Origin of the sequence: Plasticicumulans acidivorans, assembly GCF_003182095.1 — a bacterium.
Taxonomy (GTDB): Bacteria; Pseudomonadota; Gammaproteobacteria; order Competibacterales; family Competibacteraceae; genus Plasticicumulans; species Plasticicumulans acidivorans.
In genome coordinates this window covers 157,984-174,140 of sequence record NZ_QGTJ01000002.1, presented here as the reverse complement: position 1 = coordinate 174,140, position 16,157 = coordinate 157,984, and the positions used below count along the sequence as shown (strand labels likewise).

The 16,157-nt window shown below is 68.8% G+C and carries 15 protein-coding genes; 10 read left to right on the top strand and 5 right to left on the bottom strand.

The features are described 5' to 3' along the window. The first annotated feature begins 182 nt into the window (after positions 1–182). Complete coding sequence (gene ilvA / locus C7443_RS03350) at positions 183–1,424, top strand: threonine ammonia-lyase (protein WP_246004527.1); 1,242 nt, start codon at positions 183–185, stop codon at positions 1,422–1,424. A gap of 58 nt (positions 1,425–1,482) precedes the next feature. On the opposite strand, the gene C7443_RS03345 is transcribed toward ilvA, so the two are convergent. Then, the gene (locus tag C7443_RS03345; RefSeq protein ID WP_110017162.1) at positions 1,483–2,376 is read right to left on the bottom strand and encodes a UDP-2,3-diacylglucosamine diphosphatase; all 894 of its coding nucleotides are present in this window, start codon (positions 2,374–2,376) and stop codon (positions 1,483–1,485) included. Between the two features lie 113 nt (positions 2,377–2,489). Next, the gene (pyrE, locus tag C7443_RS03340) at positions 2,490–3,131 is read right to left on the bottom strand and encodes an orotate phosphoribosyltransferase (protein WP_110017161.1); all 642 of its coding nucleotides are present in this window, start codon (positions 3,129–3,131) and stop codon (positions 2,490–2,492) included. Positions 3,132–3,269: 138 nt separating this feature from the next. On the opposite strand from pyrE, the gene C7443_RS03335 reads away from it, so the two are divergent. The 4 genes from C7443_RS03335 to dapA all read left to right on the top strand — a co-directional run bounded on the left by C7443_RS03335 (position 3,270) and on the right by dapA (position 7,343). Then, positions 3,270–5,276 carry a bifunctional metallophosphatase/5'-nucleotidase gene (locus C7443_RS03335; protein WP_110017160.1) on the top strand — a complete coding sequence of 669 codons (2,007 nt, stop codon included), beginning with the start codon at positions 3,270–3,272 and terminating at the stop codon, positions 5,274–5,276. Between the two features lie 71 nt (positions 5,277–5,347). Further along, positions 5,348–6,142, top strand: a complete 795-nt coding sequence (locus tag C7443_RS03330; protein WP_110017159.1) for an exodeoxyribonuclease III — start codon at positions 5,348–5,350, stop codon at positions 6,140–6,142. A gap of 24 nt (positions 6,143–6,166) precedes the next feature. Further along, on the top strand, positions 6,167–6,304 hold the full coding sequence (locus C7443_RS20055) for a hypothetical protein (RefSeq protein WP_170123471.1): 138 nt from the start codon (positions 6,167–6,169) through the stop codon (positions 6,302–6,304). Between the two features lie 145 nt (positions 6,305–6,449). Then, entirely contained in the window at positions 6,450–7,343 is an 894-nt protein-coding gene (gene dapA, locus C7443_RS03325; RefSeq protein WP_110017158.1) for a 4-hydroxy-tetrahydrodipicolinate synthase, read from the top strand. Positions 7,344–7,346: 3 nt separating this feature from the next. Here the strand turns inward: dapA and C7443_RS03320 are convergent, their stop codons facing one another. Continuing rightward, the gene (locus C7443_RS03320) at positions 7,347–8,636 is read right to left on the bottom strand and encodes an AmpG family muropeptide MFS transporter (protein ID WP_110017157.1); all 1,290 of its coding nucleotides are present in this window, start codon (positions 8,634–8,636) and stop codon (positions 7,347–7,349) included. Between the two features lie 130 nt (positions 8,637–8,766). Then, positions 8,767–9,447 carry a DUF2076 domain-containing protein gene (locus tag C7443_RS03315; RefSeq protein WP_110017156.1) on the bottom strand — a complete coding sequence of 227 codons (681 nt, stop codon included), beginning with the start codon at positions 9,445–9,447 and terminating at the stop codon, positions 8,767–8,769. Positions 9,448–9,666: 219 nt separating this feature from the next. Here C7443_RS03315 and sodC point away from each other — a divergent pair, with 219 nt between their 5' ends. Beyond that, a complete protein-coding gene (sodC, locus tag C7443_RS03310; RefSeq protein WP_110017155.1) occupies positions 9,667–10,191 on the top strand; it encodes a superoxide dismutase family protein in 525 nt (174 codons plus the stop codon). 55 nt (positions 10,192–10,246) lie between these two features. Here sodC and C7443_RS03305 read toward each other — a convergent pair whose 3' ends face one another. After that, the gene (locus C7443_RS03305; RefSeq protein ID WP_110017154.1) at positions 10,247–11,161 is read right to left on the bottom strand and encodes a DMT family transporter; all 915 of its coding nucleotides are present in this window, start codon (positions 11,159–11,161) and stop codon (positions 10,247–10,249) included. A gap of 92 nt (positions 11,162–11,253) precedes the next feature. Here C7443_RS03305 and C7443_RS03300 point away from each other — a divergent pair, with 92 nt between their 5' ends. The 4 genes from C7443_RS03300 to C7443_RS03285 all read left to right on the top strand — a co-directional run bounded on the left by C7443_RS03300 (position 11,254) and on the right by C7443_RS03285 (position 16,069). Next, complete coding sequence (locus C7443_RS03300; protein ID WP_110017153.1) at positions 11,254–11,796, top strand: MarR family winged helix-turn-helix transcriptional regulator; 543 nt, start codon at positions 11,254–11,256, stop codon at positions 11,794–11,796. Positions 11,797–11,880: 84 nt separating this feature from the next. After that, on the top strand, positions 11,881–13,113 hold the full coding sequence (locus C7443_RS03295) for a glycosyltransferase family 4 protein (RefSeq protein ID WP_110017152.1): 1,233 nt from the start codon (positions 11,881–11,883) through the stop codon (positions 13,111–13,113). After that, positions 13,067–13,609: a phosphatase PAP2 family protein gene (locus C7443_RS03290; RefSeq protein ID WP_110017151.1), complete on the top strand. Its 543-nt coding sequence runs from the start codon at positions 13,067–13,069 to the stop codon at positions 13,607–13,609. The genes C7443_RS03295 and C7443_RS03290 overlap by 47 nt, the downstream gene beginning before the upstream one ends. 195 nt (positions 13,610–13,804) lie before the next feature. After that, positions 13,805–16,069: an arginine/lysine/ornithine decarboxylase gene (locus C7443_RS03285; protein WP_110017150.1), complete on the top strand. Its 2,265-nt coding sequence runs from the start codon at positions 13,805–13,807 to the stop codon at positions 16,067–16,069. Positions 16,070–16,157: the final 88 nt, after the last annotated feature.

Genomic DNA, 16,157 nt, shown 5'->3' with positions numbered 1-16,157 from the left:
TGGCCCGGCGCTGCTGAAGCGATAGGACATACCCACTATTACGCCGTAGAGAACGGCACCGCCTCCCCGATCATGGCGACCGAGCTAGTATGGTCGCCCCTGTCGCCGGCTGCCACGGCACACCGCGCAAATTGTTTCGAGAACGTTACTTTTTTTTCAAGCAAATGATAGAAAAGGTATTTTTGCGCGATTCGGTACGCCGTTCACCTATTGAAAACGTGCCGGTGACGCTCGATGACATCGTCCGTGCCCAGCGTCGCATCCGCGACACTTTGCCGGTCACGCCCTGTGCCCGCGCCGTGCAGTTGTCGGCGCGCAGCGGCTGCGAGCTGTTCCTCAAATGCGAAAATCTGCAGATGACCGGCTCGTTCAAAGTGCGCGGCGCACTGGCGCGCATGCTGCAGCTGACCGCCGCTGAACAGGCCGCCGGCGTCATCGCCGCCTCGGCCGGCAATCATGCGCAGGGCGTGGCCTACGCCGCGCAGCGGCTCGGCATCCCGGCGACCATCGTCATGCCGGAAACCGCACCGCTCGCCAAGGTGCGCGGCACCGCGGCGTTCGGTGCGCGCATCGTGCTGGTCGGCAACAACTACGATGCCGCCTACGCCCGTGCCGTCGAGTTGCAGCGCGAGAGCGGGGCGACCTTCATCCATGCCTTCGACGATCCCGGCGTGATGGCCGGGCAGGGCTCGGTGGCGCTGGAGCTGCTCGAACAGCTCGCCGATTTCGACGCGGTGCTGGTGCCGGTCGGCGGCGGCGGACTGGTCGGCGGCATCGCGACGGTGATCAAGCAGGTGCGTCCGGGCGTGCGCGTCATCGGCGTGCAGACCGCGCGCGTGCCCGGCATGCTCGCCAGCCTGCGCGCCGGGGCGCTGACGGCGATCGAGCCGGCGGCGACGCTGGCCGACGGCATCGCCGTGGCGCGCGTCGGCCAGTACACCTTCGCCCAGGCCGAAGCCTTCCTCGACGAGGTCGTCAGCGTCGATGAAGAGGCCATCGCCCGCGCCATCCTGGCGCTGCTGGAGCAGGAAAAACTGCTCGCCGAAGGCGCCGGGGCCGTCGGCGTCGCTGCTCTGCTCGAAGGCGCCGTCGAAGACCTGGCCGGCAAGCGCGTGGTCGCCGTGCTCAGCGGTGGCAACATCGACCCGATCGAGCTGGCCAAGCTGATCGGCCGCGGCCTGGAGCAGGACGGCCGCCTCGCGCATCTGCGGGTGCTGGTCGGCGACCGCCCCGGCGCGGTGGCCGAGGTGGCCGCGATCGTTGCCCGCGCCCGCGCCAACATCCTGCAGATCAGCCAGCGCCGCGACGCGGCCGAAGTCGGCCTGCGCGAGGCGGAGCTCGAACTCGCGCTGGAAACGCGCGGCCGCGATCACGTCGAGGAAATCGTCGCGGCGCTGCGGGCGCAGGGGCTGCGCGTCAAGTGAGGCGCAAAAAGAACCCCGCCGCAGCGGGGAGCAGGAAAGCGGTGCCGCGCGGGCGGCGTCAGCTGCGCGAGGGCGCGAAGGCGCCGAGGCGGGCGCTGGCAGTGTGCATGGCCCAGGCCGGCACGCCGGCGACCGGCTCGACCGCCTCGCAGGCCGCCGCCGGCAGCGGCAGTGGCTCGGGGACCACGCCGGGCTCACGGTGGGTGACCTGGCGGGCATCGGCCCAGTGCAGGATTTCCAGACGGCCGTCGAGGTGCTCGACCAGCGCCGTGCAGCTTTCGACCCAGTCGCCGTCGTTGCAGTAGAGCGTGCCGTCGATCTCGCGCATCTCGGCCTTGTGGATGTGGCCGCAGATGATGCCGTCGAGCTCGCGGTGGCGGGCTTCCTGCGCGGCGGCCTGCTCGAAGCGGTCGATGGCGCGCGCCGCCAGCTCGATGCCGGTCTTCAGCCGGGTCGCCAGCGACCAGTACGGCAGGCCGGCCAGCCGGCGGGCGCGGTTGAACCAGCGGTTGAGGAACAGCAGCAGGTCGTAGGCGCCATCGCCGATCAGCTCCAGCCAGCGCCCGCCGCGCACCTGCGTATCGAAGCCGTCACCGTGCATCACCAGCAGGCGGCGGCCGTCGGCGGTGGTGTGGACGGTCTCGTTGCACACCTCGATGCCGCCGAAGAACTGCCCGGCGTAGGCGCGCACCAGCTCGTCGTGATTGCCCGGCACGTAGACCACGCGGGTGCCCTCGGCGGCGAGGCCGATCAGCCGCTGCAGCACACCACTGTGCGCCGCCGGCCAGCGCTGGCGCTTGCCGAGGTCCCAGAAATCGATGACGTCGCCGACCAGGTACAGCTGCTCGCACTGGCAGTGCTGCAGAAAGTCGAGCAGGAAGCCGGCCTGGCAGTCCTTGAAACCGAGATGGATGTCGGAGATCCAGATGCTCCGAAAAGTGCGCTCGCGCATCGCGCCGCCTCAAACAGGGTCTTGAAAGGTCGGCGCGAGTTTCCGGGGCGTGGATGAAACCGGCATGACGCGCGCACTGCGCGCGCATGTCGGCACGATGGCGTTCCGGTGACTCAGATACCGTACTGCGCGCGGTAGGCGGCGATCGCCCCGGCGTGGCGGGCGAACTCGGCGTGCTCGCCGACGTACTCGATCAGCTCGGCGAGACGGATGATGCTGACCACCGGGATGCCGTAGTCGCGCTCGACTTCCTGGATCGCCGACAGCGCACCCTGGCCGCGCTCCTGACGATTGAGCGCGATGACCACGCCGGCGGCCTGCGCGCCGTGCGCCTCGATCAGCCGCATCGACTCGCGGATCGCCGTGCCGGCGGTGATGACGTCGTCGATGATCAGCACGCGCCCGGCGAGCGGTGCGCCGACGGTGTTGCCGCCTTCGCCGTGGTCCTTGGCCTCTTTGCGGTTGAAGCACCACGGCGTATCGAGGCCATGCTGTTCGAACAGCTGCACGGCAGTGGCCGCGGCCAGCGGAATGCCCTTGTAGGCCGGGCCGAACAGCAGCTCGAAGCCGATGCCGGATTCACGGATCGCCTGGGCGTAGGCACGCCCGAGGCGGGCGAGGGCGGCGCCGCCGTTGAACAGGCCGGCGTTGAAGAAATACGGGCTCTGGCGGCCGGATTTCAGGGTGAACTCGCCAAAGCGCAGCACGCCCTGCGCAATGGCGAAGTCGAGGAATTCGCGTTGATAAGCCTGCATGTGGATGCTCCGCACGGGCGAGGAATCGGGCGGCGCATTATGCCGCAAGCCCTGTCACCGGATTGCAACGGCGGTTTCATCGTCAGCCGACATGCTGCCTCCACACCCTAACAAATATTTACTTTCTGGAGGCTAATCATGACGTTCAAGCTGTTGCCGACGACTGACCGCTGGCGATGCCGCCTCGCCCTCGCCGTATCCCTGGCGCTGGCCTGGCCGGCGTATGCGGTGCCGACCGCCGAGGACATCACGCTGTTTCACGTCGGCGATCAGGAGTCCTGGCTGATCAGCGCGCAGGGCAATCTGTATGACGCGCCGAGCGATGCGCTGAGCTACTACGGCGGTGCCGCGCGGCTGGCGACGCTGATGCAGAACGAGCGCAGCGAAGCGCTGGCCGCCGGGCGCAGCGTGCTGGCGGTCAACGCCGGCGACGCCTTCCTGCCGGGGCCGCGGTTGACGGCGAGTTTCGCCAATCTCGCCAACGCCGCGCCGGGCGGCGGCCAGGACTTCTACGATGCCATCGTGCTGCGCCAGCTCGGCTTCGACAGCGTGACCTTCGGCAACCACGAATTCGACCTCGGCTCCAGCGTCACCGCGCAGTTCGTCGCCGCCGCGAACACGCCTTATCTGTCGGCCAACCTCGACTTTTCCGGCAACGCCGCGCTGCAGGCGCTGGTCGACCAGCAGAAGATCGCGCCGAGCCTCATCGTCGAGACCAGCAAGGGCAACAAGATCGCCATCGTCGGAGCCACCACGCCGCTGCTGCCGACGATCTCCTCGCCCGATGGCGTCAGCGTCAAGAACCTCGACCCGGCCGCCGATGCCGACAGCAATCTGCTGGCGATGGTGCCGCTGCTGCAGGCTCAGATCGACCAGGCACGCGCCGATGGTGCCACCGCGGTGGTGCTGGTCAGCCACCTGCAGAACTACCAGAACGAACTCAAGCTGGTGCCGAAGCTGAGCGGTCTCGACGTCTTCGTCTCCGGCGGCGGCCACGAGCTGATGAGCGACCCCGGTGAGCCGACGATCCGCGGCGAGCTGCCGGTGATCGACGGCTACCCGCAGGTGGTCACGCTCGATGACGGCAGCAAGGTGCTCGGCGTGACCTCGAACTTCGGCAATCGCTACCTCGGCGAGCTCAACTTGTCGCTCGACGATCAGGGCCGCGTCGTGCGCGATGCCGCCGGCGTGCCGGTGGTCGGCGATGGCAGCGGCATGCTGCGCGTCAGCGGCAACCCGGCCGATCCCGACTTCGTCGCCCCCGATCCGGTGATCGATGCGCAGGTGGTGACGCCGGTGCGCGAGTACATCGCCGCGCTCAACCAGCAGATCATCGGTCACAGCGACATGGTGCTCGACGGTACCCGCGGCTCGGCGCCGACCGCAGCGGCGGCGATCCAGTTCGGCGTGCGCAACAGTGAGACCAACCTCGGCGATCTGGTCGCCGACGCCGTGCGCTTTACCGCCAAGACTGACATCGCCATCCAGAACGGCGGCGGCATCCGCGCCTCGATCAACGCCGGCGACGTTTCCGTCGGCGATACCTTCAACGTGCTGCCGTTCACCAATCTGGTGGTGCAGCTCAAGGACCTCAGCGCCGAGCAGGTGTGGAAGCTGATGGAGTATTCGCTGGCCACCGCCTCGCCCGACGGCGCCGCCAACGGCCGCTTCGCGCAGGTCTCCGGCATGAGCATCGTCTACGACACGCGCCGTGACGCGCTGGTGCTCGATGCCGACGGCAACGCCGTCAGCGGTGGCCGCATTCTGTCGATCACGCTCGATGACGGCACCAGGCTGGTCGAAAACGGCGTGGTCAACGCCAGCGCCCGCCGGGTTTCGCTCGGCACCATCGACTTCACCGCCAACGGCGGTGACGGCTACCCGTTCGCGCTGCTCGGCCTCAAGCCCGAAGCGCTGGTCGACACCCTCATCTATCAGGAGGCGCTGCTGAACTACATCACCGCGGCGACCGCCGACGGCGGCCTCGGCGGCGTCATCAGTGCCGACCGCTACGGCGTTGCCAACCCTTACGACCGCGAGGGCCGGCTGGTCGACCTGGCGGTGGCGGTGCCGGCGCCGTCGGCACTGTGGCTGCTGCCGTTCGGCCTGCTGGCCGGCTACGTCGGCCGCCGCCGCGCCGCCTGAGTCAGGGCTTTCGCCACGGTGGCGGCAGCGGGGACAATCGTGACCCCATTCCGCCGCCGAGCGCTTTCGCCATGCGCATCATTTCGCTCAACTGCAACGGCATCCGCGCCGCCGCCCGCAAGGGTTTTTTCGAATGGCTCGCTACGCAGCAGGCCGATGTCGTCTGTCTGCAGGAGACCAAGTCGCAGGAGCATCAGCGCGGGGCCGAGTTCCGCCCCGCGGGCTGGCACTGCCATTACGTCGATGCGCTCAAGCCCGGCTACAGCGGCGTGGCGATTCTGTCGAAGCGTGAGCCGGAGCAGGTGCTGACGGCGCTCGGCGACGGCTTCGCCGACATGGATGCCGAGGGCCGTTACATCGAGGCGCGCTTCGGCGCGCTGTCGGTGGTGTCGCTGTATCTGCCGTCGGGTTCGAGCAGCGAGGAGCGCCAGCAGGTGAAGTTCTCGTTCATGGAGCGCTTCCTGCAGCGGCTCGGCGAGTGGCGGGCGAGCGGCCGCGAGTACGTCGTCTGCGGCGACTGGAACATCGCCCACACCGCCGCCGATCTGAAGAACTGGCGTGGCAACCAGAAGAACTCCGGCTTCCTGCCCGAGGAGCGCGCCTGGATGGATAAATTGTTCGGTGAGGCCGGCTGGGTCGATGCCTGGCGGCGGCTGTACACCGACGACGGCGACGCCTGCTACACGTGGTGGTCCAACCGCGGCCAGGCCTGGGCGAAGAACGTCGGCTGGCGCCTGGATTATCAGGTGCTCACGCCGGGCATCGCCGAGTGCATCCGCGCCGCCAGTGTCTACAAGGAGCAGCGCTTTTCCGACCATGCACCGTTGAGTGTCGACTATGCGCAAGCCGATGCGCCGGCCAGTTGACGCGCTGCCGCATGACTGTCGACAATGGTCGCCTTCTTCGCTGTCCCGCCGATCATGAATCCGACCCGTACCCGTTCCAGCGCCTCGTCCATTGCGGTCTCTGCACCGCAGGCGCGCGCGTGCGCGTTCGGCAAAAAAGCGAAGAAGCAGCCGCTCATCTGAACGGGCTGTCGTCCCGTCCGGATGAGAAGCCGGCGGGACACGAAGCGCAGTCAACCCTCTCCCACGCCTCGCGCCCCTCCTGCTGACGAATCCGGCGGATCTAGCGGCCGCATGCCGGCCTGAATGCGATTTCGAGGTGCAGGAGATGATTGCCAACCCTACCGCCAGTCCGTTTCATGGAATCTGGGTGCCCCTGGTCACGCCGTTTGCCGGCGAGGCCGTCGACTATGCCGGCGTGCAGCGCCTGGCACGTCATTACATCGACGCCGGCGTCGATGGCCTGGTGGTCTGCGGCACCACCGGCGAGCCGGCGACGCTGAGTCCGGCCGAGCGTCTCGGCGTGCTCGATGCCGTGCTCGAAGTCGCCGCCGGCTGCCCGGTGGTGATGGGCGTCAGCGGCAACGACACGCGCGGCATGTGCGCCGGGCTCGACAGCGTGCAGCAGCGCGCCATCGCCGGGCTGCTGATCGCCGCGCCGTACTACGTGCGTCCGTCGCAGGAAGGGCTGCGCCAGCACTTCCTGGCGCTGGCCGAGGCCGCGGCGGTGCCGATCGTGGTTTACAACATTCCGTACCGCACCGGCGTGGCCATCGAGTTCGATACCTTCCGCGCGCTGGCCGAGCACCCGCGCATCCAGGCGGTGAAGGACTGCGGCGGCAGCCTGCTGCTGACGATGGACCTGATCGCCCACACGCCGCTGGCGATCCTCGCCGGCGAGGATGCGCACATCGGCGTCAACCACGCGCTCGGCGGCGCCGGTGCCATCGCCGCGGCGGTGCACATCCGCCCCGAGCTGTGGGTGCGGCTGTGGCGGCTGCTCGAAGCCGGCGAGCAGGCGGCGGCGAATACGCTGTTCTACGCGATGCTGCCGCTGATCCGCCTGCTGTTCGCCGAGCCCAACCCGGCGCCGGTCAAGGCCCTGCTGGCCCATCAGGGGCTGATCGCCGATGGTGCGCTGCGCCTGCCGATGACGCCGGCCAGCGCGGCGCTGCAGGCGCGGCTGGTGGCGGCGCTGGCCGAGCTCGACGCCGCTGTCTGAGGTTCAGGCCCGCTCGCGCGCGCCGTGCAGCGGGACTGGCGTGAGCGGCGCGCGCTGCAGCCACCACAGCAGCAGCAGGCCGGGCACGGCCAGCAGCGCCGAGCCGCTCCAGAACCACACCCAGCCGAGCTGCTCGGCGAGCCAGCCGCCGCCGGCGGCGAACAGACGCATGCCGACCGCCATCAGCGAGGTCAGCAGCGCGTACTGGGTGGCGGTATAAGCGGCGGCGCACAGGCCGGAGAGGTAGGCGACGAAGGCCGCCGAGGCCAGGCCGCCGGCGAGGTTGTCGGCGCCGATCGCCAGCGTCAGCCACAGCAGGTCGTGGCCGCGCAGCGCCAGCGCCGCGAACAGCAGATTGGTCAGCGCCTGCAGGACGCCGCCGAGCGCGAGCGTCGGCACCACGCCGAGGCGGGCGACGATGATGCCGCCGAGCAGGCCGCCGGCGATCGTCGCCCAGATGCCGAACACCTTGGCGATCGCCGCGATCTCGCTGCCGGAGAAGCCCATCTCGACGTAGAACGGATTGGCCATGCCGCCGGACAGCGCATCACCGAACTTGTACAGCAGCACGAAGGCGATGATCGCCGGCCAGTGCGCGCGACGGGCGAAATCGCGGAACGGCTCGATCACCGCCGCCTGCAGGCGGGTGCTGAAACTCAGGCGCACGCTCGGTGCCGGTGCCCGTGCGGGCTCCGGGGCGAGCAGGGTGACGACGACGTTGACCGCGCTCAGCGCCGCCAGGCTGGCGAACACCGTGGCCCATGGCAGGAAGTCCGACAGCGCGATGGCGCCGGCGCCGGCGGCGAGCAGGCCGATGCGGTAGCCGAGCTGGGTGGCGCCGGCACCGGCACCCTGTTCATCCTCCGCGAGAATCTCGATGCGGTAGGCATCGATGACGATGTCCTGACTGGCCGAGAGGAAGGCGATCAGCAGGGCGACCAGGCCGGTGGCCAGCGGCGCGGCCAGCGGGTCGGTGTGGCCGAGGGCGTAGACGGCACCCGCCAGCGCCAGCTGGATCGGCAGCAGCCAGCCGCGCCGGCGGCCGAGGCGGCGCAGGCCCGGCGGCGGTGTCTGGTCGAGCAGCGGCGCCCAGAGAAACTTCAGCGTGTACGGCAGGCCGAGCAGGGCGGCGAGACCGATGGTGGTCTTGTCGACCCCGAGCTTGCGCAGCCAGTAGGAGAGGGTCGACAGCGTCAGCAGCTGCGGCAGGCCGCTGGCAAAGCCCATCGCCAGGATGGCGAGCAGGCGCGGGCGCAGGTAGACAGTGCAGGCGGCGCGCCAGTCTTGGCTCATGAGGGTCTCCGGATACAGGCGAGCGGCTAGCTTAACCGCAAATTCCGGGCCGTCACGCGGCGTGCCCCGCGCGGCCGGAGCACACGCGGGGCGCGCAGTTGCCGTCGGCTGACGGCTTCAGTCGCGGGGCTTAGACGAAGCTGTCGTCGTCATCGCCGCCGAAGTCGCTGCCGCCGTCGAAGAAGCCGCCGGAGCTGGCCTGCTGGTCGTCACTGAAGCTGCCGACACTGCCGAAGGGGTTGGCATCGGCGCCGCTGAGGAAGCTGGAGTCGGCGGCCGACATGTCGGGCACGGCCGCGGCCAGCGCGTCCCCGCCGAGCGCATCGCTGGCGGCTTCCGGTACCGCGGCGGCGACCGCTTCGCTGCCGGCGTCACCGAACACGTCGGAGAACATGCCCATCAGCGCATGGCCGAGCAGCATGCCGCCGGCGACGCCGGCCGCGGTCTGCAGCGCGCCGCCGAGGAAGCTCGAACGCGGCGCCTGCTGAAACGGTCCCGGCTGCGGCTGCATGCGCGAGGGCATTGCCTGCTGCTGCTGGCCGCCGCCGAACAGGCCGGAGAGAAAACCGCCGCCGCCGGCCGGGCGGTTGGCCATTTCGGTTTCGAGCTGGCGCACGCGCTCGTTGAGCTGCTTGAGGGCGTGTTCCTGCACCAGCATCGCCTGCGCCATGTAGTACGGCGCAGCCGGCTGCTTGGCCAGCGCTTCGCGGATCGCGCCTTCGGCCTGTGCATCGCGCGGACCGGTCTTGGTCTCGGCCTGCTGCAGGCGGCTGAACAGATCATCGATCATCGCTTTTTCGTTCACGTCCACGTCTGGGTGTCCTCTTCGGGTCGACGGTCCATCACTGGATGGGGTGGCTCTATTTCGCTTGATGTATTACATGTAAGTCAATACGCGATAGCGTACTTGTCGCTGAGACTCGTAATCGACACCCCGGGTTCAATACCCGCAGCTACGCTGAACGCCAGCCTCGTGACGTGGTCAGCGCCGGGGTGTCGTCTGCTCAATCCACCCAAGGAGGACTCCCCGATGAAGCATCGACTCGCTCTGCTGCTCGCGCTGTGCACCGGCAGCTTCGCCGCTCATGCTGAGGAAGCGCTGAAGATCCCGATGAATGCCCTCGATGCCAGCGGGGCGTCGGCGCCGATCGGTTCGATCAGCGCGAGCAGCAGCCCTTATGGCGTCATCTTCACCCCCGAGCTGAGCGGGCTCGCGCCCGGCATCCATGGTTTCCACGTCCACGAAAAGCCCGACTGCGGGCCGAGCGAGAAGGACGGCAAGACGGTGCCGGGCGGTGCCGCCGGTGGTCATTACGACCCGGAAAAGACCGGCAAGCATGAAGGTCCGTACGGTGCCGGTCATCTCGGCGACCTGCCGGCGCTGTACGTGGGCGCCGATGGCAAGGCCACGCAGCCGGTGCTGGCGCCGCGCCTCAAGCTGGCCGATCTCAAGGGCCGCTCGCTGATGATCCACGCCGGTGGTGACAATCACAGCGATCATCCGGCACCGCTCGGCGGTGGCGGCGCACGCGTGGCCTGCGGCGTGGTGCCGTAGCCGGGGAGGGAGGGGGATGGCGGCGCCTGCGCCGGCCATCCCTGCGCCTGCGCGCTCAGCGCGGCCGGCGGCTCAGCAGCGCGATACCGGCGAGGATTGCGGCGCAGGCCGGCAGCAGGATGCCCGGAATGGCCTCGCCGAGGATGATGACGGCGAGCGCCTTGCCGACGCCGGCGGCGATCCAGCCGATCTGGCTGAGGCCGACCGGGCCGCTCAATTGCTGGAGCAGGAAATAAAGCACGTAGGTGGCGGCGATCACTACGGCCTGGGCGCCGAGCAGCAGACCGGCCGTACCGAGCAGCAGTGGCGTGGCCAGCGAGCTGCCGACGGCGGCGCTGGCGATCGCGATGAGACCGGCCGAGGCCAACAGCATTGCCGGCGCCAGTACGCCGGGCGAGGCGCCGCGCGGCCACGCCAGACTGCGATAGATGTTGCCCAGCGCGATGATCAGCGGCGCGGCCATCGCCAGCGCGGTCCAGAACTGGGGGTCGGTGGCGGCGAGCGGCGCCGAGCGCGCCAGCAGCAGCGCACCGCCGAGGCCGCAGGCCATGCCGGCGATGCCGGCCAGCGAGAGGCGGTCCATGCCGATGGGCACGGCGATGGCGTAGGTCAGCAGCGGCGGAAACGCCAGGCACAGCGCGATGAAGCCGGCGCCGACGTGCGGGATGGCGCTGAACGACAGCAGATTGGGCAGGGCGAAGCTGAGCAGGCCGGCGATGACGGCGTAAGGCAGCAGCGCGCGCGACACCTGCAGGCGCTGACCGCGCAGCCGGCTGCCGACAAGCAGCAGCAGCCCGCCGCCGAGGGTCGACCAGAACAGAAACGTGAGCGGCTCCCAGCCGCTGCGGATGGCGAGCCCGGCCAGCAGCGTGCTGATGCCGAGCAGGCTGCCGGTGGCGAGCAGGCAAAACAGGGAGGACAGCGCGGCCGGCCCGCTGCGGGCGGCCACGCCGGGGGCGTGTGCGTTCATCGGATTTCCTTGAAAGCAGCTCAGATCATGGGTGAGTGTTGGTGGGGCACCCCGGCAACAATCTATACATCAAGTATCTTTATATCAAGACAATGACCGAATCCCTGATCCCCGAAGATCGCGCCGCGCTGGCCGCCCGCCAGTGGCGGAGCGAACGTCCTGACGTCGATCCCTTTCCGATGGAAGTGCTGGGCCGCCTCGGCGAACTGGCCCTGCTGATCACCCGCGACCGCCTCGCGCCGCTGTTCGCGCGCTTCGGCCTGCAGAGTGGCGACTTCGACGTGCTGGCAACGCTGCGTCGCGCCGGTACGCCCTACGCGCTGACGCCGACGGCGCTGTACGAGGCGATGATGATGTCGTCCGGCGGCATGACCGCGCGCATCGACCGTCTGGAAAAGGCCGGGCTGATCGAGCGCCATAAGCATCCGAGCGATCGCCGCGGCACGCTGGTGGTGCTCAGCGAGGCCGGTAAGCAGCTGATCGACGCGGCTCTGCCGGTACACGTTGACAACCAGCGCAGCATCCTCGCGGTGCTCAGTGCCGCCGAACAGCAGATGCTGAACGCCCTGCTGGCGAAGCTGCTGGCGGGGCTGCACGCGCCCGCGCCGACGGGGGCGGACGACGGCGGCGACTGAGGCCGGGCGCCTGTCGCCGGGGCGTCATCGTTCGCTCATCGGCCAGTCATCAAAGCGTCGCCGCCGCGTTTGATAGTGCGCGGCATGCAAACTGCCGCCGCCCTATCCGCGACCGCCGCCCGCCCGCTGGCGGTCGCGCTGGTCACCGAAACCTGGCCACCCGAAGTCAACGGGGTGGCGATGACGCTGTCGCGCCTGGTCGACGGCCTGCTGCGCCGTGGTCATCGCGTGCAGCTGATCCGGCCGCGCCGCCCCGGCGAGGCCGCTGTGCAGCACGCCGCCGATGACATCCACGTCGTGCCGCTGCCCGGCTGGCGCCTACCGATCTACCGCCAGCTGCAGTTCGGGCTGCCGGCGGCGCGGCGGTTGCAGGCCCTGTGGGGCGAGCAGCGTCCGGACCTGGTGCACATCGCCACCGAGGGGCCGCTCGGCGCTTCGGCGCTGCAGGTCGCCCGCCGCCTCGGCCTGCCGGTGGCGAGCGGTTTCCACACCAACTTTCACGCCTACAGCCGCTATTACGGTTTTCGCTGGCTGACGGCACCGATCAATGCCTGGCTGCGACACTTTCATCGCCGCTGTGACGTGACGCTGGTGCCGACCGCGGCGCTGGCGGCGCGGCTGGCTGCCGACGGCTTTGGCCGTACCGAAGTGATGTCACGCGGCATCGATACCGCGCTGTTTCATCCGGGGCGGCGCGATGCCGCGCTGCGCGCCGACTGGGGCGTGAGCGATGACACGCCGGTGGTGCTCGGCGTCGGCCGCCTGGCACCGGAGAAGAACTGGGGGCTCGCCGTGCGGGCATTCCACGCGATCCGCGCCGCCGTGCCGCAGGCGCGCATGGTGATCGCCGGTGAGGGGCCGGAGCACGAGCGCCTGCGCGCCGCGCTGCCCGATGCCCTGTTCTGCGGCGAACTGCCCCCCACGCGGCTGGCGGCCTGTTATGCCAGCGCCGATCTGTTCCTGTTCCCGAGCCTGACCGAGACCTTCGGCAACGTCACGCTGGAGGCGATGGCCAGCGGCGTGGCGGTGCTCGCCTACGCCTGTGCCGCCGCCGGCGAGGTGATCGAGTCCGGGTGCAACGGCCTGACCGTGGCGCCGGCCGACGAGACGGCGTTCGTTGCTGCCGCGGTGCGGCTGGCCGCCGATGCGGACCTGCGCCGGCGGCTCGGCGCGGCGGCGGCCGGCAGTGTGCAGGCGCGCGGCTGGGATGCCGTCGTGCTCAGCGTGGAGAGCACCTACTTCGACCTATTGCTGCCGCAGGAGGTGGGCAATGAGCGCACAACTGCCGTCGCCGGCGCGGATCGCGCGCCTGAGTGATCTCGATCTGGCGGTCTGCCGGTGCTTCAACTCGGCCGGCGAGCGCCGTGTCATCGAACGCCTGTTCGCCGTGGTCTCGCGCCTCGGCGACGGCGTGTTCTGGTATTCGCTGATGGCGGTGATCCTGGCCTGGGAGGGCCTGCCGGCGCTGATGGCGGTGGCGCGCATGCTGCTCGCCGGCGGCCTCGGCCTGGCGCTGTACAAATGGCTGAAGCGGCGCACGCTGCGGCCGCGGCCGTGCACGCGCTCGCCGGCGATCCGTGTCACCGTCGCCCCGCTCGACGAGTTCAGCTTCCCGTCCGGGCACACGCTGCACGCGGTGGCCTTCACCGTGGTCGCCGTCGCCCACTATCCGGGGCTGCTGTGGCTGCTGCTGCCGTTCACCGTGCTGGTGGCGGTGTCGCGGCTGGTGCTCGGTCTGCATTACCCGAGCGATGTGCTGGCCGGCGCCCTGCTCGGTGGCGGCCTGGCCTCGCTGGTGCTCGGCCTCGCCTGAATCACGGCGCCCCCCGGCGAACCTCGGAGGGATCTCACGGTCCCTGTGCAAGGGACTGTTCTGCAAGGCTTTGCCGCACTCTTACGGAAACCGCGCAGCGGGGGGGGCATCGTGCTAAATTGCGCCGCTTCGCGCGCCGGCCCGCAGCGTCCCCGCATCCCGTCTTCCTCTCCCTGTCGTCTTCAGGAGACGCCCATGAGATTTCGCTTTCCCGTCGTCATCATCGACGAAGACTTCCGCTCGGAGAACGCCAGCGGCCTCGGTATCCGCGCGCTCGCCAAGGCGATCGAGGACGAGGGAATGGAAGTGCTCGGTGTGACCAGCTACGGCGATCTGTCGAGCTTCGCGCAGCAGCAGTCGCGCGCCAGCGCGTTCATCCTGTCGATCGATGACGAGGAGTTCAGCTCGCCGGAGGCCGCCGGGAAGGCGGTCGGCCAGCTGAGCACGTTCGTCGAGGAAATCCGCTTTCGTAACAGTGATATACCGATCTTCCTCTACGGCGAGACGCGGACCACGCGGCATATTCCCAACAGCGTGCTGCGCGAGCTGCACGGCTTCATCCACATGTTCGAGGACACGCCGGAGTTCGTCGCCCGCTACATCATCCGCGAGGCGAAGAACTACCTCGACTCGCTGGCGCCGCCGTTCTTCCGCGCGCTGACGCACTACGCGCAGGACGGTTCGTATTCCTGGCACTGCCCGGGGCACTCCGGCGGCGTGGCTTTCCTCAAGAGCCCGGTCGGCCAGATGTTCCACCAGTTCTTCGGCGAGAACATGCTGCGCGCCGACGTCTGCAATGCCGTCGATGAGCTCGGCCAGCTGCTCGATCACACCGGCCCGGTGGCGGCGAGCGAGCGCAATGCCGCGCGCATCTTCAATGCCGATCACCTGTTCTTCGTCACCAACGGCACTTCGACCTCGAACAAGATCGTCTGGCACGCCACCGTCGCGCCGGGCGACATCGTCGTCGTCGACCGCAACTGCCACAAGTCGATCCTGCATGCGATCACGATGACCGGGGCGATCCCGGTGTTCCTGACACCGACGCGCAATCACTACGGCATCATCGGCCCGATTCCGCTCAAGGCCTTCAAGCCGGACAACATCCGCAAGAAGATCGAGGCCAATCCCTTCGCCCGCGAGGCGCAGGCCAAACACCCGGAGCGCAAGCCGCGCATCCTGACGCTGACGCAGTCGACCTATGACGGCGTGCTCTACAACGTCGAGATGATCAAGGAGATGCTCGGCGACTCGGTCGACAATCTGCATTTCGACGAAGCCTGGCTGCCGCACGCGGCCTTCCATTCCTTCTACCGCGACATGCATGCCATCGGCACCGACCGGCCGCGGCCGGAAAACGCGATGGTGTTCGCCACGCATTCGACGCACAAGCTGCTCGCCGGCCTGTCGCAGGCCTCGCAGATCGTCGTGCAGGATTCGATGACGCGAAAGCTTGACCGCCATCGCTTCAACGAAGCCTATCTGATGCACACCTCGACCTCGCCGCAGTACGCGATCATCGCCAGCTGCGACGTCGCCGCGGCGATGATGGAGCCGCCCGGCGGCACCGCGCTGGTCGAGGAGTCGATCTCCGAGGCGCTGGAGTTCCGTCGCGCGATGCGTGCCGTCGAGGATGAATTCGGCGCCGACTCCTGGTGGTTCAAGGTGTGGGGGCCGGATCGGCTGGCCGAGGAGGGCATCGGCACGCGCGAGGACTGGGTGCTGCGGCCCGAGGACCGCTGGCACGGCTTCGACAAGCTGACCGACGGCTACAACATGCTCGATCCGATCAAGGCGACGATCATCACGCCCGGACTCGACGTCGACGGCAGTTTCGCCGAGCGCGGCATCCCGGCCGGCATCGTCACCAAGTACCTCGCCGAGCACGGCATCATCGTCGAGAAGACCGGGCTGTACTCGTTCTTCATCATGTTCACCATCGGCATCACCAAGGGCCGCTGGAACACGCTGGTCACCGAGCTGCAGCAGTTCAAGGACGACTACGACAACAACCAGCCGCTGTGGCGCGTGCTGCCGGAATTCGTCGCCCGTTTCCCGAAATACGAGCGCATCGGCCTGCGCGATCTCTGCCGGCAGATCCACGGTGTCTACCACGAGCACGACATCGCTCGTCTGACCACCGAGATGTACGTCTCGGCGATCGAGCCGGCGATGAAGCCGACCGATGCCTTCGCCGCCCAGGTGCACGAGGAAATCGACCGCGTGCCGATCGACGAGCTCGAAGACCGCATCACCAGCATCCTGCTGACGCCGTATCCGCCGGGCATTCCGCTGCTGATTCCCGGTGAGCGCTTCAACCGCACGATCATGCGCTACCTGCAGTTCGCGCGGGATTTCAACGCCCGCTTCCCCGGCTTCGAGACCGATATCCACGGCCTCGTCGTCGAGGAGATCGACGGCGAGAAGCACTACTTCGTCGACTGCGTCGCCCAGCGCTGACGCTGTTCGCAGCCGTTTTTTCGACCGGCCCGCAGCCTGCGGGCCGGTCTGTTTTTTTGGGGCCGGCCGCGTCCGGCGCATTCTTCAG